Source organism: Phytopseudomonas punonensis (assembly GCF_900142655.1).
GTDB classification, from domain to species: Bacteria; Pseudomonadota; Gammaproteobacteria; order Pseudomonadales; family Pseudomonadaceae; genus Aquipseudomonas; species Aquipseudomonas punonensis.
Genome location: NZ_FRBQ01000001.1, coordinates 46,254 through 70,045 on the forward strand (window position 1 = coordinate 46,254; position 23,792 = coordinate 70,045).

Genomic DNA, 23,792 nt, shown 5'->3' on the forward strand with positions numbered 1-23,792 from the left:
CGGCGCCTTGCGTGCTCAATCGACGGTGGACGCTTCAATCTTATCCAGATGGTGCGCCCTGCCATTGTTATTGCAGCGACGCTGATCCTGGCGCTGGGCGACTTCCTGCACTTCACGGCGCGTGACCAGATCGGCCAGGCTGATGCCGCTGAGGAATTCGTGGATCTGCTGGCTCAGGTCGCACCACAGATGATGGGTCAGGCAGATATCGCCGGAATGACAACCACCCTGCCCTTGGCAACGGGTGGCATCGACGGACTCGTTGACCGCATCGATCACTTCGGCAACCTGGATCCCCTGCATGTCTCGCGACAGCTGATAACCACCACCTGGACCGCGCACGCTGGAGACCAAACTTCCACGGCGAAGCTTTGCAAACAGCTGCTCGAGATAGGAAAGGGAAATACCCTGACGCTCGGAGATATCGGCGAGGGATACCGGCCCGTTCTGGGCATGCAGCGCCAGATCGAGCATGGCGGTCACGGCGTATCGGCCTTTGGTAGTCAGTCGCATGAAGGGTTACCAAGGATTCACAATGTGCAGCGATTATCCTCTTTCCCGAGTATTTGAGTCAACTATAAGTCCGACTAAAACACTCAGGCTTTAGATACCCTACCTATAAAACCGGCGGCGAATCATAGCAAAGCCCATCCCCGCCCGCATCAGGCAGCCGGCTTGCCGTCCTGCTCCTTGCAGACACCCGCGAAATCTTCATCGCGCAGCTGCGGCATATCTTTGGCGCAGTAATCACTACCGAGCTTGCCGAGCGCGCCGCAAATACCTTCGAGCCGGTTGTCGACCGCGTGCAGATGATCGAGCAACTGGCCAATGGCACGCGCCACCGGGTCTGGCATGTCCTGGCTGACGCCATAGGCATCGAAACCGAGCTTGTCGGCGATCGCCTGGCGCTGCGCTTCAAGACCGTCATCGCCCTTGATGATGATTTTCGCTGGAATGCCGACTGCTGTGGCACCTGCCGGAACCGCCTTGGTAACGACCGCATTGGAGCCGATCTTGGCACCCGCACCGACCGTAAAAGGCCCAAGCACCTTGGCACCAGCGCCCACCACCACACCATCTTCGAGCGTTGGGTGGCGCTTGCCCTTGTTCCAACTGGTGCCACCCAGGGTCACACCCTGGTAGAGCGTCACGTCATCGCCAATTTCGGCAGTTTCACCAATGACGATGCCCATCCCGTGATCGATGAAAAAACGCCGACCAATCACCGCCCCCGGATGAATTTCGATACCGGTCAGCCAACGACTAAAGTTCGACACGCCCCGCGCCAGCCACTTCCAGCCAGAGCCCCACAGCGCATGGGCCGCGCGATGCAGCCACACCGCGTGCAGTCCGGGGTAGCAGGTCACCACCTCGAAGGCATTGCGCGCAGCCGGGTCACGATGAAAAACACCCTGGATATCTTCTCGCATGCGCTCAAACATCGACCTTTCCTCGCTTATGGTGCTCACCGCGCGCCGCCTTGAGTGTTTCGGTCAGGATGCCGCGCAAAATGTTCATTTCCAGACGGGTCACTTCACTGCGTCCATACAAACGCCGCAGGCGACTCATCAGGTGTCGCGGGCTGGCAGGATCCAGAAAGCCGATTTCCACCAGCGACTTTTCCAGGTGCCCATAAAAGGACTCCATTTCATCCGCCGTCACCGGCTGATCACCCTCATCGACAACCACCTCCTCACGAACAGGCACTGGTACCGCTTCTAGCGCCAGGGCTGCCATGCGCACCTCATAGGTCAAAACCTGCACCGCAGCAGCCAGATTCAGCGAGCTGAATGCCGGATCGGAGGGGATATGCACGTGAAAATGACAGCGCTGCAGCTCTTCGTTGGTCAGACCAGCATGCTCGCGCCCGAATACCAGCGCCACCTCGCCACCCTCGCCTGCCTTCTGCACCGCCGCCACGCCACATTCGCGCGGGTCGATCAGCGGCCAGGGGATACGCCGCTCACGAGCACTGGTTCCGAACGCCACGCTGCATCCGACCAAGGCATCCTCAAGACAGGAGACCACCTGCGCGGAGTCGAGAATATCGGTGGCGCCCGAAGCCCTTGCCACCGCCTCTTCACTGGGAAACTGGCGCGGCTCGACCAGTATCAATCGAGACAGCCCCATGTTTTTCATGGCCCTGGCCACCCCGCCGATATTGCCGGGATGACTGGTGTTGACCAGTACCACTCGAATGTTCTGCAGCAAGGTAAACGCCCGCATCGGATAAATAAGGTGACAAATCTTACATAAGCCCCTTCCTTTACGCCACGCGGTACACGGCCGGCACTTACCGCCCGAATCTTTTCTGCTAGAATGGCCGGCTTTATTACGACCCCAGGTGAACCTCCATGCAGCCCATGCTGAATATCGCCCTGCGCGCCGCCCGCAGCGCCGGTGAAATGATCTTCCGCTCCATCGAACGCCTGGATGTCATCTCGGTGGATGAAAAGGATGCCAAGGACTACGTGACTGAGATCGATCGCAGCGCCGAGCTGATGATCGTGCAGGCGCTGCGCAAGGCGTACCCGACTCACAGCTTCCTTGGCGAAGAAGGCGGACTGCTCGAAGGCAGTGGCGAAGGCGCTGACTATCAGTGGATCATCGACCCGCTCGACGGCACCACCAACTTCGTCCGCGGCGTTCCGCACTTCGCCGTGAGCGTGGCCTGCAAATACCGCGGCCGCCTCGAGCACGCCGTGATCATCGATCCGGTTCGCCAGGAAGAATTCACCGCCAGCCGCGGCCGCGGCGCAGCCCTGAACGGTCGCCGCCTGCGCGTCAGCACCCGCAAGAGCCTGGACGGCGCACTGCTGGGCACCGGCTTCCCGTTCCGCAATGAGCAACTGGACAACCTCGAGAACTATCTGGGCATGTTCCGCAGCCTGGTCGGCCAAACTGCCGGTGTTCGCCGCGCTGGCGCCGCCAGCCTTGACCTGGCCTACGTTGCCGCCGGCCGTTTCGATGCGTTCTGGGAATTCGGCCTGTCCGAGTGGGACATGGCTGCGGGCGCCCTGCTGATTCAGGAAGCAGGCGGCCTGGTCAGCGACTTCAGCGGCGGTCATGAATTCCTCGAGAAGGGTCAGATCGTTGCTGGCAACACTAAGTGCTTCAAAGCCGTCCTGACCGCGATTCAGCCGCACCTGTCGGCCTCGCTCAAGCGCTAACAGCAGCTCAATAAAAAACCGGCCTTGTGCCGGTTTTTTATTGCCCATGAAAAAGGCGCTCCGAAGAGCGCCTTTTAATCCAGCTAGACGAATTACTCGTCAGCCTCGGAGCTGGCAACTACAACCTTGCCGTCACGAACCGGGATTTTGCTGCCCGGTTCTTCATCCATACGCACGCGGCCAACCTTGCCATCCAGATCGTATTTCACATCGTAACCAACGATCTTCTCACTGGTGTCGTTGACGGTTTTGCAACGGGTTTCGGTGGTAGTGTAGGTGTCACGCGCCTGCATGCCTTCCTGCACCTTGTTACCAGCATAACCACCACCTACAGCACCGGCGACAGTCGCAATTTTCTTACCGTTACCACCGCCCACCTGATTGCCCAGCAGGCCGCCGACCACGGCACCGATTGCGGTACCGGCGATCTGGTGTTGATCCTGTACGGGACGCTGACGGGTCACGGCAACGTCACGGCATTCTTCACGCGGGGTCTTGATGGTTTCGGTTACCGGCTTGACTGCCAGCACCTCGGCATACTTCGGCCCGCCGACCAAACTGTAGGTCGCGACAGCGCCACCCGCAGTAACACCGACGGCACCCAGTACAGCACCAACCAACAATGACTTGTTCATGCGATTCTCCTGATCACAACGCAGCGCCTATGCGCCTTACTCCCAGCCTTGGAAATGCAAAACGGGCGACAAGTTCCCTTGTCGCCCGTCTTTAGTGACGTGCAGATGATGAACGAATCACGCTTTATGGGCGATCGTCGACACCCTCAGCATCAGCCGCTGGAGGAATCAGATCCTCAGAGGTCAGCTTCAACCAGATGAGCACCGGCGCACTGATATATACCGAAGAGTAGGTACCCACTACCACACCGATCAGCAGGGTTAACGCGAAGCCGCCCAGGCTGTCACCACCGAATACCAGCAACGCGATCAGCGCCAAGGCGGTCGACAGCGACGTAGCAATGGTACGCAATAAGGTCTGAGTCACCGAAACGTCAATATTTTCGATAATGTCGGCCTTGCGCATCACTCTGAAGTTTTCGCGAATGCGGTCGTAGATGATGATGGTGTCGTTCAGCGAGTAGCCGACCATCGCCAGCACAGCAGCCAACACGGTAAGGTCGAACGGCACCTTGAAGAAGGCCAAGATGCCGAGCGTAACGATGATGTCGTGAGCCAGGGAACCGACTGCGCCGACGCCGAACTTCCACTGGAAGCGAAAGGCCAGGTACAGCAGGATGCCTCCCAGCGCCAGCAGCATGGCCAGGCCGCCCTGGTCACGCAGCTCCTCACCCACCTGCGGGCCGACGAATTCGACGCGCTTCACCTCGAACGAGGTATCGTCGATCTTGCGTAGTGCGGTGGCCACTTCATTGCCCAGGTCAGGCGAATCACCGGCCAGACGAACCAGTACGTCGGTGGTGGAGCCGAAGCTCTGCACAACGGCGTCGCTGTAACCGACCTGGCCAAGCTCACGCTTGATCAGCTCCAGATCAGCCGGCTTATCGTAAGTCAGCTCGATCAGCGTACCGCCAGTGAAATCCAGACCGAAATTGAGGCCATGCTTGAACAGGCTACCCAGGCCGATGAGGCTGATAACCACGGTAATGGCGAACGCGATGTTGCGTATCGCCATGAAGGGAATGCGGGTTGGCAACTTCATGACTTCACCTTAAATCCACAATTTCTTGAAGTTACGGCCACCGAAGATCAGGTTGACCATGCCACGGGTGAACATGATCGCCGTGAACATCGAGGTAATAATGCCCAGCGACAACGTTACCGCGAACCCTTTCACCGGACCGGTGCCCAGCGCGAACAGAATCGCGCCAACCAACAGGGTGGTCAGGTTACTGTCGAGAATTGCCGAATAGGCGCGATCGAAACCTTCATGTATCGCCCGCTGAACCGATAGACCCCTGGCCAGCTCTTCGCGAATCCGCGAGAAGATAAGCACGTTGGCGTCGACCGCCATACCCAGCGTCAGCACGATACCGGCAATGCCCGGAAGCGTCAGCGTGGCACCGATCACCGACATCAGGCCGACCAGCAGGGTCAGGTTGAACGCCAGCGCCACGGTGGCCAGCACACCAAAGAAGCGGTAGATAGCGATAATGAACAGCGATACGAAGATCATCGCCCACTCGGTGGACTCGATGCCCTTGACGATGTTTTCGGCACCCAGGCTAGGGCCAATGGTGCGCTCTTCAGCGAAGTACATCGGCGCAGCCAGACCACCAGCGCGCAACAACAGCGCCAGCTCGGACGACTCGCCCTGGCCATTCAGACCAGTGATACGGAATTGACTACCCAACGGCGACTGAATGGTCGCCAGACTGATGATTTGCTTTTCTTCCTTGAAGGAGTCGACCTGCACTTCCTTCTCGACGCCATCGACTATCTGTTTGACATAGCGCGTCTGCGGGCGCTGCTCGATGAATATCACCGCCATACTGCGCCCGACATTGGTGCGGGTCGCGCGGTTCATCAGGTCACCGCCGTGACCATCCAGACGGATGTTCACTTGCGGGCGACCATTCTCGTCAAAGCTGGCCTGAGCGTCGGTCACCTGGTCACCGGTGATGATCAGCTCACGCTCGAGCTGCACTGGCGGACGACCTTCCTCACGGAAACCGAACTGCTCGGTAGTGCCGCGCGGCGCATTTGGATCAGCCGCCAGACGGAACTCAAGGTTAGCGGTCTTGCCGAGAATACGCTTGGCTTCGGCAGTGTCCTGCACGCCTGGCAACTCGACCACGATGCGGTTGGCGCCTTGGCGCTGCACCAGAGGCTCGGCAACGCCCAGTTCGTTGACCCGGTTACGCACGGTGGTCAAGTTCTGGCGAATCGAGTACTCACGAATTTCGGCGATCTTGGCCGGCGTCAGGGTGACGCGCAGCACCTGCTGGCCACCACGCTCCTGAGCGTTGAGCTCAAAATCCTTGTAATCCTTGCGGATCAGTTGCTCGGCCTTGTCCAGCGTGTCGCTGTCCGCGAAGCCCAGCTGAATGGCGCCGCCTTGCTGCGGCATGCTGCGATAACGCACACGTTCCTTACGCAGAAGGCTCTTGAGCTCACCCTCGTAAACCTGGCGACGAACTTCCAGAGCCTTGTCCATATCGACTTCGAGCAGGAAGTGCACACCGCCGGACAGGTCGAGACCAAGCTTCATAGGGCTCGCGCCGACCTTGCGCAGCCACTCGGGGGTGGTCTGTGCCAGGTTCAGGGCGACTACGTAATTGTCGCCGAGCGCCTTGCGCACGACATCCTTGGCCGGCAGCTGGTCGCCTTGGCTAGTCAGGCGAATCAGGCCGCTACGGCCATGCTCGCCAACGCTCGATGCCTTGACCTCGATGCCCGCCTCGCTCAGCGATTTGCTGACGCGGTCGAGATCGGCTTGAGCGATGGTCTGCGCTGAGCTGGCCCCGCTGATCTGGATCGCCGGATCATCGGGGTAAAGATTAGGTGCGGAATAAATCAGACTGATGATCAGCACAGCTGCGATCAGCAGGTACTTCCACAAAGGGTATTTGTTGAGCATGAATGACGCCGCCCGCTTATGACGCGGGGCGCAATGTGCGCCCCGCGGGATGGATAAAACTGGAACAGAGACTTAACAAACCGCTGAAAAACGTAGGCGCGGCAGCCAGCGCTAGGCAGAGAAAGGCGAGGAAGCGGTCGGAGTCGCGAACGACTTTACTGGTGTAAATGAGCATTCCGAGCCTGTCTCTAACGCAGCGATGGCAGCGCAGGTAGTTTTTCAACCGTGATCAGATGGCTTTCAGCGTGCCCTTGGGCAGAGTTGCCGCAACGGCTGCTTTCTGGATCTTCAGCTCAACGGTGTCGGACACTTCGATAACCACGAAGTCGTCGCTCACCTTCGAAACCTTGCCGGCTATACCACCAGAGGTCACCACTTCGTCACCTTTTTGCAGGTTACCGAGCAGGCTCTTGTGATCCTTGGCGCGTTTGGCCTGAGGCCGCCAGATCATCAGATAGAAGATGACCAGAAAGCCGACCAGGAAGATCCACTCGAAACCGGTACCGGCTGGGCCGGCAGCAGGGCCAGCGGCATCAGCGTAGGCAGCGGGAATAAAAAAGCTCATTTGACACTCCTGTTGAAAGATATTTTGGCCATCGAAAATCAGTCCAGCGGCGGCGTTGGCAGGCCGCGCCGGGCGTAGAAGGCATCGACAAAGGAGGCCAATGTACCCTGTTGAATTGCCTCGCGCAAACCAGCCATGAGGCGCTGGTAATGACGCAAGTTGTGGATTGTATTCAACATGCTGCCGAGCATTTCGCCGCACTTATCCAAATGGTGCAGATAGGCACGCGAGAAGTGTTTGCAGGTGTAACAGTCGCAGGTCGGATCGAGCGGCGAGTCATCGTGACGGTGAAACGCATTGCGGATTTTCAGCACACCGGTGTCGATGAACAGATGGCCGTTGCGTGCGTTGCGGGTCGGCATCACGCAGTCGAACATGTCCACGCCACGGCGCACACCTTCGACCAGGTCTTCCGGCTTGCCGACGCCCATCAAATAGCGCGGCTTGTCACTCGGCATCTGCCCGGGCAGATAGTCGAGCACCTTGATCATCTCTTCTTTCGGCTCACCGACCGACAGACCGCCGATAGCCAGGCCGTCGAACTCCAGTTCGTTCAGGCCTTCCAGCGAACGCATGCGCAGCGACTCGTGCATGCCGCCCTGGACGATGCCGAACAGCGCAGCGGTGCTTTCGCCATGGGCGACCTTGGAGCGCTTGGCCCAACGCAGCGACAGCTCCATGGAGGTCTTGGCCACGTCGAACTCGGCCGGGTACGGCGTGCATTCGTCGAAGATCATCACGATGTCCGAGCCCAGGTCGCGCTGCACCTGCATGGACTCTTCCGGCCCCATGAACACCTTGGAGCCATCAACCGGCGAGGCGAATGTCACGCCCTCCTCCTTGATCTTGCGCATCGCGCCCAGGCTGAACACCTGGAAACCGCCAGAGTCGGTGAGGATCGGCCCCTGCCACTGCATGAAATCATGCAGGTCGCCGTGGCGTTTGATGACTTCCGTACCTGGGCGCAGCCACAGGTGGAAGGTATTGCCGAGAATGATCTGCGCGCCGATGGCTTCAATATCACGCGGCAACATGCCCTTGACCGTGCCATAGGTGCCGACCGGCATGAAGGCTGGCGTTTCCACCACACCGCGCGGGAACGTCAGGCGACCACGGCGGGCTTTGCCATCGGTGGCAAGCAGTTCGAAGGACATGCGGCAGGAGCGCGTCATACGGAATCCTCGGGCCCGCGCGGCGCGGGATTGCGGGTGATGAACATGGCATCACCGTAACTGAAGAAGCGATAACCCTCGGCCACGGCCTCGGCATATGCCGCCATGGTTTCGGGATAACCGGCAAAAGCCGAAACCAGCATCAGCAGGGTCGACTCCGGTAGGTGGAAGTTGGTGACTAGGGCATCGACCACATGAAAGGGCCGGCCCGGGTAGATGAAGATATCGGTATCGCCGCTGAACGGCTTCAACTCGCCATCACGAGCAGCGCTTTCGAGAGAGCGAACGCTGGTAGTGCCCACGGCAACCACTCGACCACCGCGGGCACGACAGGCCTGCACGGCATCGACCACATCCTGGCTAACCTCGAGCCACTCGCTGTGCATGTGGTGATCTTCGATACGCTCGACGCGCACCGGCTGGAACGTACCGGCGCCGACATGCAAGGTGACGAAGACGCTTTCGACGCCCTTCTCGCGCAATGCGGCCAGCAGTTCTTCATCGAAATGCAGGCCGGCAGTCGGCGCAGCAACGGCACCGGCCTTCTGCGCGTAGACGGTCTGATAGCGCTCGCGATCCGCGTCTTCGTCCGGGCGGTCTATATAAGGAGGGAGCGGCATGTGCCCAACACGCTCGAGCAGCGGCAACACTGGCTCGTCGAAACCCAGCTCGAACAAGGCATCGTGGCGCGCCAGCATTTGCGCCTGTCCACCACCATCGATCTCGATCATCGAGCCCGGCTTTGGCGACTTGCTAGAACGCACATGCGCCAGCACCCGATGCTCATCGAGCACCCGCTCGATCAATATTTCCAGTTTGCCGCCGGTGGCTTTCTGCCCGAACAGCCGCGCCGGTATGACACGAGTATTGTTGAACACCATCAGGTCGCCGGGGCGCAGGTATTCGAGCAGGTCGGCAAACTGCCGATGTGCGAGCGCACCGCTGGCACCGTCGACAATCAGCAGTCGGCTGGCGCGGCGTTCGGAGAGGGGATGGCGGGCGATCTGCGCGTCAGGCAGATCGAAATGAAAGTCGGCAACGCGCATGATGGAAAAGGTGTCGTACTGCAGGGCGGAGCAGCTTACCGGAATTCCCGTAATCTGACCACGCAAGTGCATTGACCAATGGCATCTTGCTCCCTATACTGCGCCGCCATTGTGCCCCGGTGGCGGAACCGGTAGACGCGGCGGATTCAAAATCCGTTTTCGAAAGAAGTGGGAGTTCGAGTCTCCCCCGGGGCACCATATATCCTTCAACTGTTACCAGCTTGTGACAGTTCGCACTAAAACAGTGCCGTGCATCGCCTCGATGCACATGCTTCGTCCATTATAAAAACCCATCACAAATCAGCCCCAAAGACTCGCGAAATTTACGTGGGTTTATGCGTGCCCGAGGGGTTGGCATTTGCGCAAAAGTTAGCGTAGAGTTCAGCCACTGTGTTTGCATGGGTCGCCGAAATTCGTGACCTGATGCAGTAGATCGATCCAGATCCGCTACATCCCGTTCGACTTCCAACACTCCTTGCAACCAGTCTTCAGTCCTCTACACATGGAGGCTGTCATCAACTCTAGTTCCAAGGAAATGAAACATGTCGAATCGTCAGAACGGTACCGTCAAGTGGTTTAACGACGAGAAAGGTTTTGGTTTTATCACTCCAGAAAGCGGTCCGGATCTGTTCGTACATTTCCGCGCTATCGAAGGTAACGGCTTCAAGAGCCTGAAAGAAGGCCAGAAAGTTAGCTTCGTTGCTGTACAAGGTCAAAAAGGCATGCAGGCTGACCAGGTTCAAGTCCAGGAATAAGCCGCTGCTCAAAAAACCCCTGACTCACGTCAGGGGTTTTTTTATGCCCGCAACTTAGTATCCGCTCTCCATGCGCCCTTTTCATGAGCACCCCATGTCCAAACCTGCGTTACGCCCGCAAGGCGACTATCAGCCTGCCGGCCTAAGCCGCCGCCTGGCTGCGATGCTGTACGACAGCTTTCTGTGCATTGCCCTGCTTATCGTCGTCGCCTTCGCCTACAAGCTGATTCAGATGGGCATCTACGGCGAGACGCAGCTACGGCAATGGTCGGACGCTGGCGCTCTGGACGGCGATCCACTGCTTTCCACCCTGCTGCTGTTCAGCCTGTTCGGTTTTTTCGCCAAGTTCTGGACACATGGTGGGCAGACACTGGGCATGCAGGTATGGGGCATCCGCGTACAAAATGCAGACGGCACCGCAATCAGCCTCTGGCAGGCACTGCTGCGCTTTCTGGTGGCGATACTTTCCGGACTGATGCTGGGCCTGGGCTATCTGTGGGTGCTGTTCGACAGCCGCAAGCGCAGCTGGCATGACCTGTACTCGAACAGCATCACGGTGCAGCTGCCAAAGCATGCGCACCGTAAATAGCAGCAAGCGTAGAAATCACCGCGAGCGCGGGATAAGAGACGAAGAGTGAAACTGCGCACCTGCCTTACGACAGGTGCGCGACGGATCAGCCGGCCCTGCGAAGCAACCAGAGCCCGCCAATCGCGCAGATACCTGCTGGAATCAGCACGGCAAGCAGCGGCGAGAAGCCGAATACCAGGCTCGCTGGCCCGAGCAGATCCTGGGCGATGCGGAATACGAAGCCCACCAGTACGCCGGTGAACACTCGCTGCCCCAGCGTCACCGAGCGCAGCGGACCAAAGATGAAGGAGATGGCCATCAGCACCAGCGCAGCGGTGACCAGCGGCTGCAGCACTTTGGTCCAGAACGCCAGCCAGTAATTACCGTTGTTCAGGCCCTGCTCTTTCAGGTAATGGATGTAGCTCCACAAGCCAGTGACCGACAGCGCTTCAGGCTCCAGCACCACAGTGCCGAGCAATTGCGGGCTGAGTTCGATATCCCAGCGCTCGGTCGGCGCCTTGACTACCTCGGTACGGCGATCATGGAACAGCGTGGTCGCTACATCTTCCAGCTCCCAATAATTGCCTTCATAGGTCGCACGACGCGCGAAGCTCGACGACTCCAACTGGCGCTTATCGTCGAAGCGATAGCGGGTCACGCCAAACAGCACACCACCGGGCTGCACGGCGTTGATGTGCACGAACTCCTGGCCCTGACGGTGCCACAAGCCGCGCTTGGCAGTTTGCGCTTCGCCACCACCCTGCGCCATGGAGCGGCTGGCCTGCGCCTGGTTTTCGGTCCAGGGCGCCACGTATTCACCGATCAGAATGCCCACCAGCATCAGCGCCAGCATGGGTTTCATCACGCCCCAGACGATACGACCGATGGACACACCAGCTGCACGCATGATGGTCAGCTCGCTGTTACTGGCCAGCGTACCCAGGCCGATCAGGCACCCCACCAGCGCCGCCATCGGCAGCATGTCGTAGATACGCCGCGGTGCGGTCAGCAGTACGTACCAGAGTGCGTCGCCGATGCCATAGCTGCCCTCGATATCGCCCAACTCGTCGATGAACGCGAACAGCAGCGCCAGGCCGACGATGATGCCGAGCACAGCCAGAATGGCGAACAGCACCTGCACGCCGATGTAACGATCCAGCTTAACCACGAGCGTTCTCCCGGCGGCTTACCATCTTCAAACGCAACGGCTCCCAGTAGAGCAGTGCCAGACCGATCAGCAGGAACAACAGGTGCACGCCCCACAGCCCGAGGTAAGGCGGGATACGCCCCTTGTCCAGGGCGCTACGGGCAGCTACCAGCAGGCCGAGATAGGTCATGTACAGAAGAATCGCCGGCAACAGTTTGAGGAAGCGACCCTGGCGTGGATTGACCCGCGACAACGGCACCGCCATCAGGGTAATGATGAAGACCAGCAGCGGAAGTGACAGACGCCACTGCAATTCAGACTGCAGGCGCGAATCATCACTGCCGATCAACTGCGAGGTTGGGATAGCCTCACGCTCGCTGATATCCGCAGCCACCGACGGCTTGGGCAACAGCACGCCATAGGTGTCGTACTGAATCACCCGATAGTCGGCCTGCCCCGGATTGCCGTCATAACGGTAACCGTTTTCCAGGATCAGGTAGCGGCTGCCATCGGGCTGCACTTCCTGGCGCCCACTTTCGGCAACCAGCACGCTGATGCCACGATCCTTGTCGCCCGCGCGGGATACGCGCTTGTCGGAGATGAAGATGCCGCCCAACTCGGTGCGGTCTTCCGACAGGTCACGGGTGTAGGTGACCCGCGAGCCGTTGCGCATCGACTGGAAGCGCCCGGGCACCAGGGTGTCGAATTCGGTCAACGCCTCCTGCTGATTGAGGATCCTGGCCACCTGGGTGACACCCTGAGGTGCCAGGCCCATGCTCAGCCAGGCCACCAGCAACGCCACCACCGCGGCGGGCGCCAGGCTGTAGAGAAACAGCCGCTGCTGGCTCATACCAGTGGCCGACAGTACGGTCATCTCGCTGTCCAGATACAGCCGCCCGTATGCCAGCAAAAAGCCCAGGAACAGGCCGAGGGGCAGAATCAGCTGCAGAAAACCGGGCAGGCGAAAGCCCATGATCAGGAACAGCACGCTCGGATCGAGTATGCCCTGGGCCGCCTGGGCCAGGTACTTGATAAAGCGGCCACTCATGATGACCACCAGCAGCACGGCGCTTACCGCACTCAAGGTAACCAGAGCCTCTCGGGACAAATATCGGAAGACGATCAAACAGACACTCCAGGGTTGTCAGGCTCAGGCGGCTGTGCTCAAACTAACCGCACTGCATGCCGATACGCGCGTTCAAGCGCACCGGCCAAAATTTTCGCCATTATCCTGAATTCGCGACTCGTTGTCTTGGGGACACCACGCATGGAATTTATCGTCAAAAACGCTCGCCCGGAAACACTGAAAACCGCCACCCTGGTCATCCCGGTTGCTGAGGGCGGCAAACTCGGCGCCACGGCCAAGGCAGTGGACGCTGCCAGCGGCGGCGCCATCGCTGCCCTGCTCAAGCGTGGTGACCTGGCTGGCAAGCCCGGCCAGACCCTGCTTGCTCACGGCGTGACGAACCTCAAGGCCGAGCGCGTACTGCTGGTCGGCACCGGCAAGGACGCCGAACTGTCTGACCGCCAACTGCGCAAATTGATCGCCTCTGTTTATGGCGTACTGAAGAATCTTGCCGGCAGCGATGCGTTGCTGGCCCTGCAGGATGTTCAGGTAAAAGGCCGCGACGCCCACGGCAAAGCCCGCCTTATCGTCGAAAGCCTGGCCGATGCCGGCTACCAGTTCGATCGTTTCAAGAGCCAGAAGGCCACACCGGGCGCCCTGAAGAAGATCACCCTGATCACCGACAAGGCAGACATCGCCGCCGTCGAACGCGCCACCCGCGAGGCACGCGCCATCGCCATCGGCATGGCGCTGACCAAAGACCTGGGCAACATGCCGCCGAACATCTGCCACCCCAGCTACCTGGCCGAACAGGCCAAGGAACTCGCCAAGGCGCACAAAAGCCTCAAGGTCGACATTCTCGACGAGAAGAAGCTGCAGGCACTCGGCGCCGGCGCATTCCTCGCCGTAGCCCAAGGCAGCGACCAGCCGCCGCGAATGATCGTCATGCAATACAACGGCGGCAAGAAAGGCGAGAAACCCCACGCCCTGGTCGGCAAGGGCATTACCTTCGATACCGGCGGCATCAGCATCAAGCCGGCCGCCGGCATGGATGAAATGAAATACGACATGGGCGGCGCCGCCAGCGTGTTCGGCACCCTGCGCGCGGTGCTCGAACTGCAACTGCCGATCAATCTGGTGTGCCTGCTGGCCTGTGCCGAGAACATGCCCAGCGGCGGCGCGACCCGTCCCGGCGATATCGTCACCACGATGAGCGGGCAGACCGTGGAGATCCTCAACACCGACGCCGAAGGCCGTCTGGTGCTGTGCGATACCCTGACCTATGCCGAGCGCTTCAAGCCGCAATCGGTGATCGACATCGCCACCCTCACCGGCGCCTGCATCGTGGCCCTGGGCAGCAACGTGTCGGGCCTGATGGGCAACGACGATGACCTGGTCAATCAGATTCTCGCCGCCGGCCGCCAGGCCGATGACCGTGCCTGGCAACTGCCGCTGTACGACGAATATCAGGAGCAGCTGGACAGCCCGTTCGCCGACATCGCCAACATCGGTGGGCCGAAAGCCGGCACCATCACCGCGGGCTGCTTCCTGTCGCGCTTCACCAAAGCCTACAAGTGGGCGCACCTGGATATCGCCGGCACTGCCTGGGTCAGCGGTGGCAAGGACAAGGGCGCCACCGGCCGCCCGGTGCCGCTGCTCACCCAGTACCTGCTCGACCGCGTGCCGGCCTGATCGCCGGTGACCCGAGGGTGGCCGTCCCTGGCCACCCTCACCCGCCGATGACGCAAGCCTGTCTGCTGACCTCCACTGCGCTTTTCGCTTGAAGCTTTCTGCTTGAAGCCCGACACTTTGCACATGCCCCGAATCGAATTCTACGTACTGTCGTCGGCCACCCCAGCCGAACGCCTGCGCGCTGCCTGCCAGCTCGCCGGCAAAGCCTGGCGCCATGGCCTGCCGGTATTCCTGCGCGGTCGCGACAGCGCGCAATGCCACGAACTCGACGAGCTGCTCTGGCGAGCCCGCCAGGAGAGCTTCATCCCCCACGGCTTGCATCAGGATGATCCGCAAGCGCCGGTGGTGATCGGCCTGGACGAACAGCCCGAGGCGCAGCAGGCAGTGCTGATCAACCTCAGCAGCACGCTCAGCCCGCATATCGATCGCTTCAGCCGGGTGATCGAGATCGTCAACCAGGAACCCGACCTGCTGACCGCCTGCCGGGAGAATTTCCGCAGCTACCGGCAGCGCGGCTATGATCCCAAACGTGTCGAACTGTAGACCCCTGCCATGGACAACCTGAACCCGCCCCACAAACCCGGCGCCCTGCTGAGCGATCTCGAATCGATTCGCGAGCTCCTAGATGACGACCTCGCCCCCCCGCTGCTGACCGAGAAGTTCGATCCTGACGACATCCCGCTGCTCTCCGATATCGTACGCGCCCCGGTCTCAGAACCAGCCGCACAGCCATCGGCACCCGGCAACAGCGCCGGCATGGCTTCGGAAGACGAACTGCGTCAAACGGTCCAGCGCGCGATTGGCCGTGACAACGAGATCAACCGCCTCGACAGCGAATTGCGTGCCGCCGCTCAGCTGTTGCTGCAAGACGTGATCGACGACTTCGTGCCGCAGATCGAGGCCGAACTCAAGCGCCGCCTGCAGGCGCGCCTCAATCGCCTGCTGCCCCCGCGCCGCTGACTCCCCTGCCCTGAAAGTTTTTCCCGCTCGACCGATAGCCGTGAGAGCGGAAGAAAACTGCGCAGCTGTCCGTTATACTGCTCGGCTTTTCCGATCAGACGCCAGAAGGGTCCCGCCGCGCATGGACAAGACCTACCAGCCCCACGCCATCGAAACCGCCCTGTATGAAAACTGGGAGGCGAAGGGCTACTTCGCTCCGCAGGGCTCCGGTGAGCCTTACACCATCATGATCCCGCCGCCGAACGTGACCGGCAGCCTGCACATGGGCCACGGCTTCAACAACGCGATCATGGACGCGCTGATCCGCTTCCGCCGCATGCAGGGTCGCAACACCCTGTGGCAACCGGGCACCGATCACGCCGGCATCGCCACGCAGATGGTGGTAGAGCGCCAACTGGGCGCCCAGGGTATCGATCGTCATGATCTGGGCCGCGAGAAGTTCCTCGACAAAGTCTGGGAATGGAAAGCCGAGTCCGGCGGCAACATCACCCGGCAGATCCGCCGCCTGGGCTCGTCGGTGGACTGGTCGCGCGAGCGCTTCACCATGGATGACGGCCTGTCCGAAGCGGTCAAGGAAGCCTTCGTACGCCTGCACGAAGACGGCCTGATCTATCGCGGCAAGCGTCTGGTCAACTGGGACACCAAGTTCCACACCGCCATTTCCGACCTGGAAGTGGAAAGCCACGACGAGAAAGGCCATCTGTGGAACCTGCGCTACCCGCTGGCCGACGGCAACAAGACCGCCGAAGGCAATGACTACCTGATCGTTGCCACCACACGCCCGGAAACCGCGCTGGGTGATGCCGCCGTCGCCGTGAACCCGCACGACGAGCGCTACAAGGCGCTGATCGGCCAGTACGTCGAGCTGCCATTGGTGGGCCGCCGTATCCCGATCATCGCCGACGATTATTGCGATCCGGAATTCGGCACCGGCTGCGTGAAGATCACCCCGGCTCACGACTTCAACGACTATGAAGTCGGCAAGCGCCACAACCTGCCGCTGATCAACATCTTCGACCAGGACGCCAAGGTGCTGGCCGGCGCGCAGATCTTCAACATCGACGGCAGCGTCAACGCCCTGCTCGATGCCAGCCTGCCTGCCGAATACGCCGGCCTGGATCGCTTCGAAGCGCGCAAGCAGATCGTCGCCGCGTTCGACGCCCTTGGTCTGCTGCAAAGCATCGACGACCACGCCCTGAAAGTGCCGAAGGGCGACCGCTCCGGCACCATCATCGAGCCCTGGCTGACCGATCAGTGGTACGTGTCCACCAAGCCGCTGGCCGAGAAAGCCATCGAAGTGGTCGAGAACGGCGAAATCCAGTTCGTACCCAAGCAGTACGAAAACATGTACTTCAGCTGGATGCGTGACATCCAGGACTGGTGCATCAGCCGCCAGCTGTGGTGGGGCCACCGCATTCCGGCGTGGTACGACCAGGCGGGCAACGTCTATGTCGGCCGCGACGAAGCCGAAGTGCGCGCCAAGCACGACCTGGGCGACATCGCCCTGCGCCAGGACGACGACGTGCTCGACACCTGGTTCAGCTCCGGCCTGTGGACCTTCTCCACCCTCGGCTGGCCCGAGCAGACCGATTTCCTGAAAACCCATCACCCCACCGACGTGCTGGTCACCGGTTTCGACATCATCTTCTTCTGGGTTGCCCGGATGATCATGCTGTCGACCCACCTGACGGAGCAGATCCCGTTCAAGACCGTTTATGTACACGGCCTGGTGCGCGACGGCCTGGGCCAGAAGATGTCCAAGTCCAAGGGCAACGTGCTCGATCCGCTGGACATCGTCGACGGCATCGACCTCGAGACCCTGCTGGCCAAACGCACCAGCGGCATGATGCAGCCCAAGCTGGCCGAGAAGATCGCCAAGCAGACCAAGGCCGAATTCCCGGACGGCATCGCCAGCTACGGCACCGACGCCCTGCGCTTCACCTTCTGCTCGCTGGCCACCACCGGCCGCGACGTGAAGTTCGACATGGGCCGCGTCGAGGGCTATCGCAACTTCTGCAACAAGCTGTGGAACGCCGCCAACTTCGTCATCGAGAACACCGATGGCCAGGACACCGGCATCAATGGCGAAGCGGTCGACCTGTCACCGGTCGATCGCTGGATCATCTCCGCCCTGCAGCGTTGCGAGCAGGACGTGACCCGCCACCTCGACGCCTTCCGCTTCGACCTGGCGACCCAAGCCCTGTACGAGTTCGTCTGGGACGAGTACTGCGCCTGGTACCTGGAGCTGGTCAAGCCCGTGCTGTGGGACGAGAACGCGCCGCTCGAACGCCAGCGCGGCACCCGCCGCACGCTGGTGCGTGTGCTGGAAGTGATCCTGCGCCTGGCTCACCCGTTCATGCCGTTCATCACCGAGGAAATCTGGCAGCGCATCAAGGGCCAGGCCGGTGTCAGCGGCGACACCCTGATGCTGCAGCCGTGGCCAGTGGCCAATGAGGCACGCATCGACGCGGCGGCCGAGGGCGACATCGAATGGGTCAAGCAGCTGATGCTCGGCGTGCGGCAGATCCGTGGCGAGATGAAGATCTCCATGGCCAAGCGCATCGACGTGATCCTCGCCAACGCCAATGCCGAAGACCTGCGCCGCCTCAACGACAACGCCCCGCTGCTCAACAAGCTGGCCAAGTTCGAATCGGTGAAGGTGCTGGCTGCCGGCGAAGAAGCACCAATGTCCGCGACCGCCCTGGTCGGCGACATGCAGGTACTGGTGCCAATGGCCGGGCTGATCGACAAGGAAGCCGAACTGGCGCGCCTGGACAAGGAAATCCAGCGCCTGGAAGGTGAAGCCAAGCGGGTCGGCGGCAAGCTGGCCAACGAAGGTTTCGTCGCCAAGGCACCGGCCGAGGTGCTGGAGAAGGAGCGCGCCAAACTGGCCGAAGCCGAACAGGCCCTGGCTAATCTGGTGGAGCAGCGCGGCAAGATCGCCAGCCTGTAAACCAGCGCGTAACGGAAAACGGCCTGCCGTGGTGAAAACCCGGCAGGCCGTTTTCGTTTATGGGCATGCCATCTGGTATCAGGCAGTATGCTCGCGACTCTTCACATGATTGGGCTATGCAAATGGAAGTGAGCAAGACCAAGACCAGTTTCTATCGCCGCCTCTACGTCGCTTGGCTGATCGACAGTGGGACTGCCGATAGCGTCCCGGCCCTGATGGCCGCCACCGGCATGCCACGCCGCACCGCTCAGGACACCTTGATCGCGTTGGAAGAGCTGGATATCGACTGCCAATTTCAGCAGCAGGACGGCGAGCGCAACAACGCCGGCCACTACGTGATCCGCGACTGGGGCGCCATCGACAAACGCTGGATTGCCGCCAACCTGCAGCAGATCAAAACGGTGCTCGGTTATCCCTGAGAACCTGCCCAAAGACTGCTGCACGTCGACACTGCCGCGTTAAAAGCAGGCTGGATCGCCAGCCCGGTCGAAAGCCACTAGTGGTAACGCGCTTTAGCGCGGTCCGAAGGGCGAGCGAAGCGAGTCATGGTCATGTACACCAGTAAAGTCGCCCGCGACTCCGACCGCCTCCTCGCCTGCTTTTTGGGGGGCGCCTAGCTCTTGCATTGTTCTAGCTCGCGAGCCTTTGAACAGGCTCTGAAACTTCCCCGGCATGGAGCCTGAATGAACATCGACCTACTCATGGTGCTCGGCCTGCTGTTCACGGCCGTGGTGCTGTTCGTCCTCAACAAGCCGCGTATGGACGTGGTCGCGCTGATGATCCTCGTCGCTTTGCCACTGACCGGCGTGCTGACAGTCCAGGAAACCCTGGCCGGCTTCGCCGACCCGAGTGTGATCCTGATCGCAGCGCTGTTCGTGATCGGTGAAGGCCTGGTGCGTACCGGCATTGCTTATCGTCTGGGCGACTGGCTGGTGGCGAAAGCCGGCAGCAGCGAAACCCGGCTGCTGGTGTTGCTGATGGTGGCCGTGGCCGGACTGGGCTCGGTGATGAGTTCGACCGGTGTGGTGGCGATCTTCATTCCCGTGGTACTCGGTGTGGCGGCGCGCCTGAAAATCGCGCCGGGCCGACTGATGATGCCCCTGGCCTTCGCAGGCCTGACCAGCGGCATGCTGACCCTGGTAGCCACGCCGCCAAACATGGTGGTGCACAGCGAGCTGCTGCGCGCTGGCTTGCCGGGTTTCAGCTTTTTCAGTTTCACGCCGATTGGCCTGGCCGTGCTGGTGCTCGGCGTGCTCTATATGCTCGCCACCCGGCGCTGGCTGCAGCGTGATGCCGACGGCGATACCTCTGCGCCGCCGCGCCTGACCCTCGCCGATCTGGCTGACAGTTATCGCCTCAGCGAACGCGAGCGCCGCCTGCAGGTGCGCGCCGACTCGCCACTGGCGAATCAAGCCTTGGACGAGCTGCAACTGCGCTCGCAATACGGCATCAACGTGATCGCCGTGGAGCGTCAGCGGCAGTTCCGCACCCTGCTGTTGATGGCCACCGGCAACACGCAGTTGCTGCCTGGCGACGTGTTACTGGTCGACTTGGCCAGCCCGGCCATCGCGGTGCTCGGCGCCTATCAGGAGCTCGGTCTGGAAGCGCTGCCGCTGCGCAACTCCTACTACAGCGTGCATTCCCACGAGCTGGGGTTGGCCGAGGTGGCGTTGCCGCCGGAATCCCATCTGCCGGGCAAGAGCATTCAGGAGCTCGGTCTGCGCAGCCGCTACAAGCTCAACGTGGTTGGCCTACGCCGTCATGGTCAGGCGCTGGAAGGCCTTCTGGTGGACGAGAAGCTGACTCACGCCGACACCCTGCTGGTGGCCGGCAGCTGGAAGCAGATTCACCACCTGCAAAGCCTCAATCGCGATTTCCTGGTGCTCAGCCTACCCGCCGAGGTCGACGAAGTGGCGCCCGCTGCGCGCAAGGCACCCTATGCCCTGCTGAGCCTGGCAGTAATGGTCGGGCTGATGATCAGCGGCCTGGTGCCCAACGTCATGGCTGCGCTGATCGGCTGCCTGCTGATGGGCGCTTTTCGCTGTATCGACATGCCCAGCGCGTATCGCTCGATCCACTGGCCGAGCCTGATCCTGATCGTCGGCATGCTGCCCTTCGCCCTGGCGCTGCAGAAAACCGGTGGCATCGACCTGGCGGTCAACGGCCTGGTCAATGCACTTGGCAACGCCGGGCCACGGGTTATTCTTGCCAGCCTGTTCGCGGTTACCGCGCTGATCGGCCTGTTCATTTCCAACACGGCAACGGCCGTGCTGATGGCGCCCGTAGCCATCGCCACCGCCCAGGCGCTGGGCGCATCGCCCCTGCCGTTCGCCATGACCGTCGCCCTCGCCGCTTCGGCGGCATTCATGACGCCGATTTCATCCCCGGTGAACACCCTGGTGCTGGGGCCAGGCCAGTATCGATTCGGCGACTTCGTGCGTATCGGCGTGCCGTTCACCATCTTGGTGATGATCGTCAACGTGGTGATGGTGCCGTGGATATTTCCGCTGTAGTCGTAGGACAGGCCGCGTCGCCCGAACGAACCGATCACCATCGACGTTCATGCGCACTGACCTGAGAGACATCGTCGCTCCGCTTCTTGACTTACACAGCCGCACGATTCGTAGGATGGGTGAAACCCATCAATTGCCGATGGGTTTCACCCATCCTACGAGTACCAGTTATTGCTTTGAATAAGCTATTACGCCGCGCGAAAGAAGCGCCGCTTGGCACGGTTCAGCCAGCTATCCTCGGCTTTGTCGGCGGTCAGGCGGCGCAGGTTTTCGGTCACCGCCGCAACGTAGTTCTGGTCATCGTTACGGATATGGCCGAACAGCCAGCGCCCTAGCAGGCTGCGCAACTCGTCGCAGACATCCTCGCCCTGCCTGAACCGCACGCGGTAGTCCTCGACCCGGCGAATAAACAGCTCGTGCACGCGCTTATGCGCCTTAGTGAATACATACCCCGCCTCCTCGAGCATCGCCTCTTCGAAGGCGAAGTGCGAGCTGGTGTAATCCACCAGTTCCTCGATCACCACGGCCACGCCCTGGCGAGCACCGCCGTGCTGGGCCGCATAGAGCTCATTGATCATGTCGACGATGCGCCGGTGCTGACCGTCGATCACCGCGATGCCGGTGTTCAGATCATCACTCCAACTGAGATAGGCCACGGTGTGCTTCCCTGTCATTGCCCGGAATAAGCCAGTCTAGAGCCCTCAAAACGGTGAATGCTTGATATGGGTCAGTGCCCGGCCTGGTATCAGGCCTGCGAGGATGACCCGCTTCACACTCTCAAGGACAAGACGGCAAGCACCGCGCTGGCGCCTGTGGGAAAATGCCCGCTCTGCCCTTTGTGTGACCCATCAGAATGCCCGCCAAACGCCCATCAAAATCACCCGCCCCGTCATCGGAGAAGGGTCAGTTACACCCGCGCAACCGTCACCAGGGCCGCTATGACTTCCCGGCGTTGATCAAGGCCAGCCCGGAACTGGCGGCGTTCGTGATCATCAATCCGTATGGCAACCAGAGCATCGACTTCGCCAACCCGGCAGCGGTCAAGGTGTTCAATCGCGCGCTGCTCAAGCAGTTCTATGGCATCGCGCACTGGGACATTCCGGCGGATTACCTGTGCCCGCCGATTCCGGGGCGAGCGGACTATCTGCATTACCTGGCCGACTTGCTGAGCGCTGACAACACCGGCGCTATCCCCACTGGCGCAGCGGTGCGGGCCCTGGATGTCGGCGTGGGCGCCAACTGCATCTATCCACTGCTGGGCAATCGCGAGTACGGCTGGCGTTTTCTCGGCGCAGATATCGCGCCCCAGGCCATCGCCTCGGCACAGACAATCGTGAAGGCGAACCCAGGCCTCAGCGAGCTGATCGAGCTGCGCCTGCAGGCCGATACCGGGCATGTGTTCAAGGGGCTGCTACAAGCCGACGAACGCTTCGAGCTGACGCTGTGCAACCCGCCCTTCCATGCCTCGGCAGACGAAGCGACCAGCGGCAGCAAACGCAAATGGCGCAACCTCGGCAAGCTCGACCCAAAACGTAAACTGCCGGTGCTCAACTTCGGAGGCCAGGCGGCCGAACTGTGGTGCCCCGGTGGCGAGGCGGCGTTCGTCGCCAAGCTGATTCGCGAAAGCGCCGAGCACCGCGAGCAGGTGCTGTGGTTCAGCACGCTGATATCCAAATCTGGCAATCTGCCTGGCGTGTACGCCACGCTGAAGAATGTCGGCGCCTTGGAAACCCGCACGGTAGAAATGAGCCAGGGCCAGAAGCAGAGCCGCTTCGTGGCCTGGACCTTCCACACTGCCGAGCAGCGTCAGCGCTGGCTGAGCACCCGCACTAGCGCCTGATCATCGCCAGGGGCTAGCACCGGCACTCGCGGATCGGGTCAGCCCGGGCGGCGCAACAGCATCAGCGCCAGCCCTGCGATCCACAGCAGTGACGCGCCGTAATTGATGCGCTGATAGAGGCCGAAGCCATGGCCGCTCTCCAGCGCAGCCGCCATCAACGGCAGCGCACCGACGGCCACCAGCGTGCATAGCAGCGAAAACCAGGCAAAAGCACGGGAGCCGAGCAGACGGCGACCCAGAAAAATCCACACTGTGCTGGCGAGTAACAGGCTGAACGCCATGACCAACCCTGCCAGGTTATGCAGGCTCTGGCTGATTGATGGATGCTGCGGTGCGCAGCCTGCATCGCAGGAGAAGTAACCAGTACCGAAACTGCCCAGCCCATGGAGGATGATCAGCAGTCCGCTGAAGCGCGCCCAGCGGTTATCAAAGCTGAGCAGCACAGCCACGCCAAACAGCATGAACAGCGCGCCCAGCGGGAAGTTGTTGATCAGCGGCGAGAGCGTTCGAGTCGGCGCGTCCTCGGCGCCCAGCAGGCTCATGGCCTGATCGAGGTGGTTGTAACCAGGATACAACCAGCCTGCGAGAGCCACGCCCAGCGCCAGCCAGAAAGGCGTGATGAAACCGGCCAGATAACCCAGGGTGAGCATCCTGTTCGACTGCATGCAAAGCTCCTTTTTATGCCATGAGGTACAGGGCAATGACGCAGCCAGCTCGCCGTGCGACACACAAGTACGCAACGCTGCCCGTCGACTGCGCCGCGCGAACTGCAGCCTCGAGCGTCTTTTTC

The 23,792-nt window shown here is 61.0% G+C and carries 23 protein-coding genes and 1 tRNA gene; 11 read left to right on the plus strand and 13 right to left on the minus strand.

Going from position 1 to position 23,792, the window contains the following annotated elements:
* Positions 1-15: 15 nt before the first annotated feature.
* The 3 genes from iscR to trmJ all read right to left on the minus strand — a co-directional run bounded on the left by iscR (position 16) and on the right by trmJ (position 2,226).
* Positions 16-513: a Fe-S cluster assembly transcriptional regulator IscR gene (gene iscR, locus BUC40_RS00205; RefSeq protein ID WP_073261411.1), complete on the minus strand. Its 498-nt coding sequence runs from the start codon at positions 511-513 to the stop codon at positions 16-18.
* Positions 514-662: 149 nt separating this feature from the next.
* A complete protein-coding gene (gene cysE / locus BUC40_RS00210) occupies positions 663-1,442 on the minus strand; it encodes a serine O-acetyltransferase (protein WP_073261412.1) in 780 nt (259 codons plus the stop codon).
* On the minus strand, positions 1,435-2,226 hold the full coding sequence (trmJ, locus tag BUC40_RS00215) for a tRNA (cytosine(32)/uridine(32)-2'-O)-methyltransferase TrmJ (protein ID WP_073261413.1): 792 nt from the start codon (positions 2,224-2,226) through the stop codon (positions 1,435-1,437). Before trmJ ends, cysE begins: the two co-directional genes overlap by 8 nt.
* Positions 2,227-2,354: 128 nt before the next feature.
* Between trmJ and suhB the strand changes: the two genes are divergently transcribed.
* Positions 2,355-3,170 (plus strand): type III secretion system regulator SuhB, encoded by an 816-nt coding sequence (suhB, locus tag BUC40_RS00220; protein ID WP_073261414.1) that lies wholly within the window; start codon positions 2,355-2,357, stop codon positions 3,168-3,170.
* 92 nt (positions 3,171-3,262) lie between these two features.
* On the opposite strand, the gene BUC40_RS00225 is transcribed toward suhB, so the two are convergent.
* The 6 genes from BUC40_RS00225 to queA all read right to left on the minus strand — a co-directional run bounded on the left by BUC40_RS00225 (position 3,263) and on the right by queA (position 9,508).
* Positions 3,263-3,805: a glycine zipper 2TM domain-containing protein gene (locus tag BUC40_RS00225; RefSeq protein ID WP_073261415.1), complete on the minus strand. Its 543-nt coding sequence runs from the start codon at positions 3,803-3,805 to the stop codon at positions 3,263-3,265.
* A 124-nt stretch (positions 3,806-3,929) separates the two neighbouring features.
* Complete coding sequence (secF, locus tag BUC40_RS00230) at positions 3,930-4,847, minus strand: protein translocase subunit SecF (RefSeq protein ID WP_073261417.1); 918 nt, start codon at positions 4,845-4,847, stop codon at positions 3,930-3,932.
* Positions 4,848-4,856: 9 nt separating this feature from the next.
* Positions 4,857-6,725: a protein translocase subunit SecD gene (gene secD, locus BUC40_RS00235; RefSeq protein WP_073261418.1), complete on the minus strand. Its 1,869-nt coding sequence runs from the start codon at positions 6,723-6,725 to the stop codon at positions 4,857-4,859.
* Between the two features lie 229 nt (positions 6,726-6,954).
* Positions 6,955-7,290 (minus strand): preprotein translocase subunit YajC, encoded by a 336-nt coding sequence (yajC, locus tag BUC40_RS00240; protein ID WP_073261419.1) that lies wholly within the window; start codon positions 7,288-7,290, stop codon positions 6,955-6,957.
* A gap of 38 nt (positions 7,291-7,328) precedes the next feature.
* On the minus strand, positions 7,329-8,444 hold the full coding sequence (tgt, locus tag BUC40_RS00245; protein WP_208605749.1) for a tRNA guanosine(34) transglycosylase Tgt: 1,116 nt from the start codon (positions 8,442-8,444) through the stop codon (positions 7,329-7,331).
* 14 nt (positions 8,445-8,458) lie between these two features.
* Entirely contained in the window at positions 8,459-9,508 is a 1,050-nt protein-coding gene (gene queA / locus BUC40_RS00250) for a tRNA preQ1(34) S-adenosylmethionine ribosyltransferase-isomerase QueA (protein WP_073263800.1), read from the minus strand.
* A 113-nt stretch (positions 9,509-9,621) separates the two neighbouring features.
* Here queA and BUC40_RS00255 point away from each other — a divergent pair.
* From BUC40_RS00255 to BUC40_RS00265, 3 genes are all read left to right on the plus strand, one after another.
* A tRNA-Leu gene (locus tag BUC40_RS00255) sits at positions 9,622-9,706 on the plus strand.
* A 344-nt stretch (positions 9,707-10,050) separates the two neighbouring features.
* Positions 10,051-10,263 carry a cold-shock protein gene (locus BUC40_RS00260; RefSeq protein ID WP_010486675.1) on the plus strand — a complete coding sequence of 71 codons (213 nt, stop codon included), beginning with the start codon at positions 10,051-10,053 and terminating at the stop codon, positions 10,261-10,263.
* Positions 10,264-10,357: 94 nt separating this feature from the next.
* Positions 10,358-10,852, plus strand: coding sequence for an RDD family protein (locus BUC40_RS00265; RefSeq protein ID WP_073261421.1), 495 nt, complete (start codon positions 10,358-10,360; stop codon positions 10,850-10,852).
* Positions 10,853-10,937: 85 nt separating this feature from the next.
* Here the strand turns inward: BUC40_RS00265 and lptG are convergent, their stop codons facing one another.
* Positions 10,938-11,999: an LPS export ABC transporter permease LptG gene (lptG, locus tag BUC40_RS00270; protein WP_073261426.1), complete on the minus strand. Its 1,062-nt coding sequence runs from the start codon at positions 11,997-11,999 to the stop codon at positions 10,938-10,940.
* Positions 11,992-13,104 (minus strand): LPS export ABC transporter permease LptF, encoded by a 1,113-nt coding sequence (lptF, locus tag BUC40_RS00275; protein WP_073261428.1) that lies wholly within the window; start codon positions 13,102-13,104, stop codon positions 11,992-11,994. The genes lptG and lptF overlap by 8 nt, the downstream gene beginning before the upstream one ends.
* A 141-nt stretch (positions 13,105-13,245) precedes the next feature.
* Between lptF and BUC40_RS00280 the strand changes: the two genes are divergently transcribed.
* The 6 genes from BUC40_RS00280 (at position 13,246) to BUC40_RS00305 (ending at position 21,162) form a co-directional block, all read left to right on the plus strand.
* Complete coding sequence (locus tag BUC40_RS00280) at positions 13,246-14,736, plus strand: leucyl aminopeptidase (protein ID WP_073261430.1); 1,491 nt, start codon at positions 13,246-13,248, stop codon at positions 14,734-14,736.
* 123 nt (positions 14,737-14,859) lie between these two features.
* Positions 14,860-15,279 carry a DNA polymerase III subunit chi gene (locus BUC40_RS00285; protein ID WP_073261431.1) on the plus strand — a complete coding sequence of 140 codons (420 nt, stop codon included), beginning with the start codon at positions 14,860-14,862 and terminating at the stop codon, positions 15,277-15,279.
* A gap of 9 nt (positions 15,280-15,288) precedes the next feature.
* The gene (locus BUC40_RS00290) at positions 15,289-15,696 is read left to right on the plus strand and encodes a DNA polymerase III subunit chi (RefSeq protein ID WP_073261433.1); all 408 of its coding nucleotides are present in this window, start codon (positions 15,289-15,291) and stop codon (positions 15,694-15,696) included.
* A 121-nt stretch (positions 15,697-15,817) separates the two neighbouring features.
* Positions 15,818-18,649 carry a valine--tRNA ligase gene (locus BUC40_RS00295; protein ID WP_073261435.1) on the plus strand — a complete coding sequence of 944 codons (2,832 nt, stop codon included), beginning with the start codon at positions 15,818-15,820 and terminating at the stop codon, positions 18,647-18,649.
* A gap of 122 nt (positions 18,650-18,771) precedes the next feature.
* On the plus strand, positions 18,772-19,068 hold the full coding sequence (locus tag BUC40_RS00300; RefSeq protein WP_073263802.1) for a winged helix-turn-helix domain-containing protein: 297 nt from the start codon (positions 18,772-18,774) through the stop codon (positions 19,066-19,068).
* A gap of 264 nt (positions 19,069-19,332) precedes the next feature.
* Positions 19,333-21,162 carry an SLC13 family permease gene (locus BUC40_RS00305; protein WP_073261437.1) on the plus strand — a complete coding sequence of 610 codons (1,830 nt, stop codon included), beginning with the start codon at positions 19,333-19,335 and terminating at the stop codon, positions 21,160-21,162.
* Positions 21,163-21,350: 188 nt separating this feature from the next.
* On the opposite strand, the gene BUC40_RS00310 is transcribed toward BUC40_RS00305, so the two are convergent.
* A complete protein-coding gene (locus tag BUC40_RS00310) occupies positions 21,351-21,818 on the minus strand; it encodes a bacteriohemerythrin (protein WP_073261438.1) in 468 nt (155 codons plus the stop codon).
* A 197-nt stretch (positions 21,819-22,015) separates the two neighbouring features.
* Between BUC40_RS00310 and rlmF the strand changes: the two genes are divergently transcribed.
* Positions 22,016-23,002, plus strand: a complete 987-nt coding sequence (gene rlmF, locus BUC40_RS00315; protein ID WP_073261440.1) for a 23S rRNA (adenine(1618)-N(6))-methyltransferase RlmF — start codon at positions 22,016-22,018, stop codon at positions 23,000-23,002.
* 38 nt (positions 23,003-23,040) lie between these two features.
* Here the strand turns inward: rlmF and BUC40_RS00320 are convergent, their stop codons facing one another.
* Positions 23,041-23,667: a DUF998 domain-containing protein gene (locus tag BUC40_RS00320; RefSeq protein WP_073261442.1), complete on the minus strand. Its 627-nt coding sequence runs from the start codon at positions 23,665-23,667 to the stop codon at positions 23,041-23,043.
* Between the last annotated feature and the right edge of the window lie 125 nt (positions 23,668-23,792).

Bases quoted from the DNA above. Each gene is read 5' to 3' on its own strand.
- iscR (WP_073261411.1), bottom strand. From the start codon at position 513: ATGCGACTGACTACCAAAGGCCGATACGCCGTGACCGCCATGCTCGAT.
- cysE (WP_073261412.1), bottom strand. From the start codon at position 1,442: ATGTTTGAGCGCATGCGAGAAGATATCCAGGGTGTTTTTCATCGTGAC.
- trmJ (WP_073261413.1), bottom strand. From the start codon at position 2,226: ATGCGGGCGTTTACCTTGCTGCAGAACATTCGAGTGGTACTGGTCAAC.
- suhB (WP_073261414.1), top strand. From the start codon at position 2,355: ATGCAGCCCATGCTGAATATCGCCCTGCGCGCCGCCCGCAGCGCCGGT.
- BUC40_RS00225 (WP_073261415.1), bottom strand. From the start codon at position 3,805: ATGAACAAGTCATTGTTGGTTGGTGCTGTACTGGGTGCCGTCGGTGTT.
- secF (WP_073261417.1), bottom strand. From the start codon at position 4,847: ATGAAGTTGCCAACCCGCATTCCCTTCATGGCGATACGCAACATCGCG.
- secD (WP_073261418.1), bottom strand. From the start codon at position 6,725: ATGCTCAACAAATACCCTTTGTGGAAGTACCTGCTGATCGCAGCTGTG.
- yajC (WP_073261419.1), bottom strand. From the start codon at position 7,290: ATGAGCTTTTTTATTCCCGCTGCCTACGCTGATGCCGCTGGCCCTGCT.
- tgt (WP_208605749.1), bottom strand. From the start codon at position 8,444: ATGTCCTTCGAACTGCTTGCCACCGATGGCAAAGCCCGCCGTGGTCGC.
- queA (WP_073263800.1), bottom strand. From the start codon at position 9,508: ATGCGCGTTGCCGACTTTCATTTCGATCTGCCTGACGCGCAGATCGCC.
- BUC40_RS00260 (WP_010486675.1), top strand. From the start codon at position 10,051: ATGTCGAATCGTCAGAACGGTACCGTCAAGTGGTTTAACGACGAGAAA.
- BUC40_RS00265 (WP_073261421.1), top strand. From the start codon at position 10,358: ATGTCCAAACCTGCGTTACGCCCGCAAGGCGACTATCAGCCTGCCGGC.
- BUC40_RS00280 (WP_073261430.1), top strand. From the start codon at position 13,246: ATGGAATTTATCGTCAAAAACGCTCGCCCGGAAACACTGAAAACCGCC.
- BUC40_RS00285 (WP_073261431.1), top strand. From the start codon at position 14,860: ATGCCCCGAATCGAATTCTACGTACTGTCGTCGGCCACCCCAGCCGAA.
- BUC40_RS00290 (WP_073261433.1), top strand. From the start codon at position 15,289: ATGGACAACCTGAACCCGCCCCACAAACCCGGCGCCCTGCTGAGCGAT.
- BUC40_RS00295 (WP_073261435.1), top strand. From the start codon at position 15,818: ATGGACAAGACCTACCAGCCCCACGCCATCGAAACCGCCCTGTATGAA.
- BUC40_RS00300 (WP_073263802.1), top strand. From the start codon at position 18,772: ATGGAAGTGAGCAAGACCAAGACCAGTTTCTATCGCCGCCTCTACGTC.
- BUC40_RS00305 (WP_073261437.1), top strand. From the start codon at position 19,333: ATGAACATCGACCTACTCATGGTGCTCGGCCTGCTGTTCACGGCCGTG.
- rlmF (WP_073261440.1), top strand. From the start codon at position 22,016: ATGCCCGCCAAACGCCCATCAAAATCACCCGCCCCGTCATCGGAGAAG.
- BUC40_RS00320 (WP_073261442.1), bottom strand. From the start codon at position 23,667: ATGCAGTCGAACAGGATGCTCACCCTGGGTTATCTGGCCGGTTTCATC.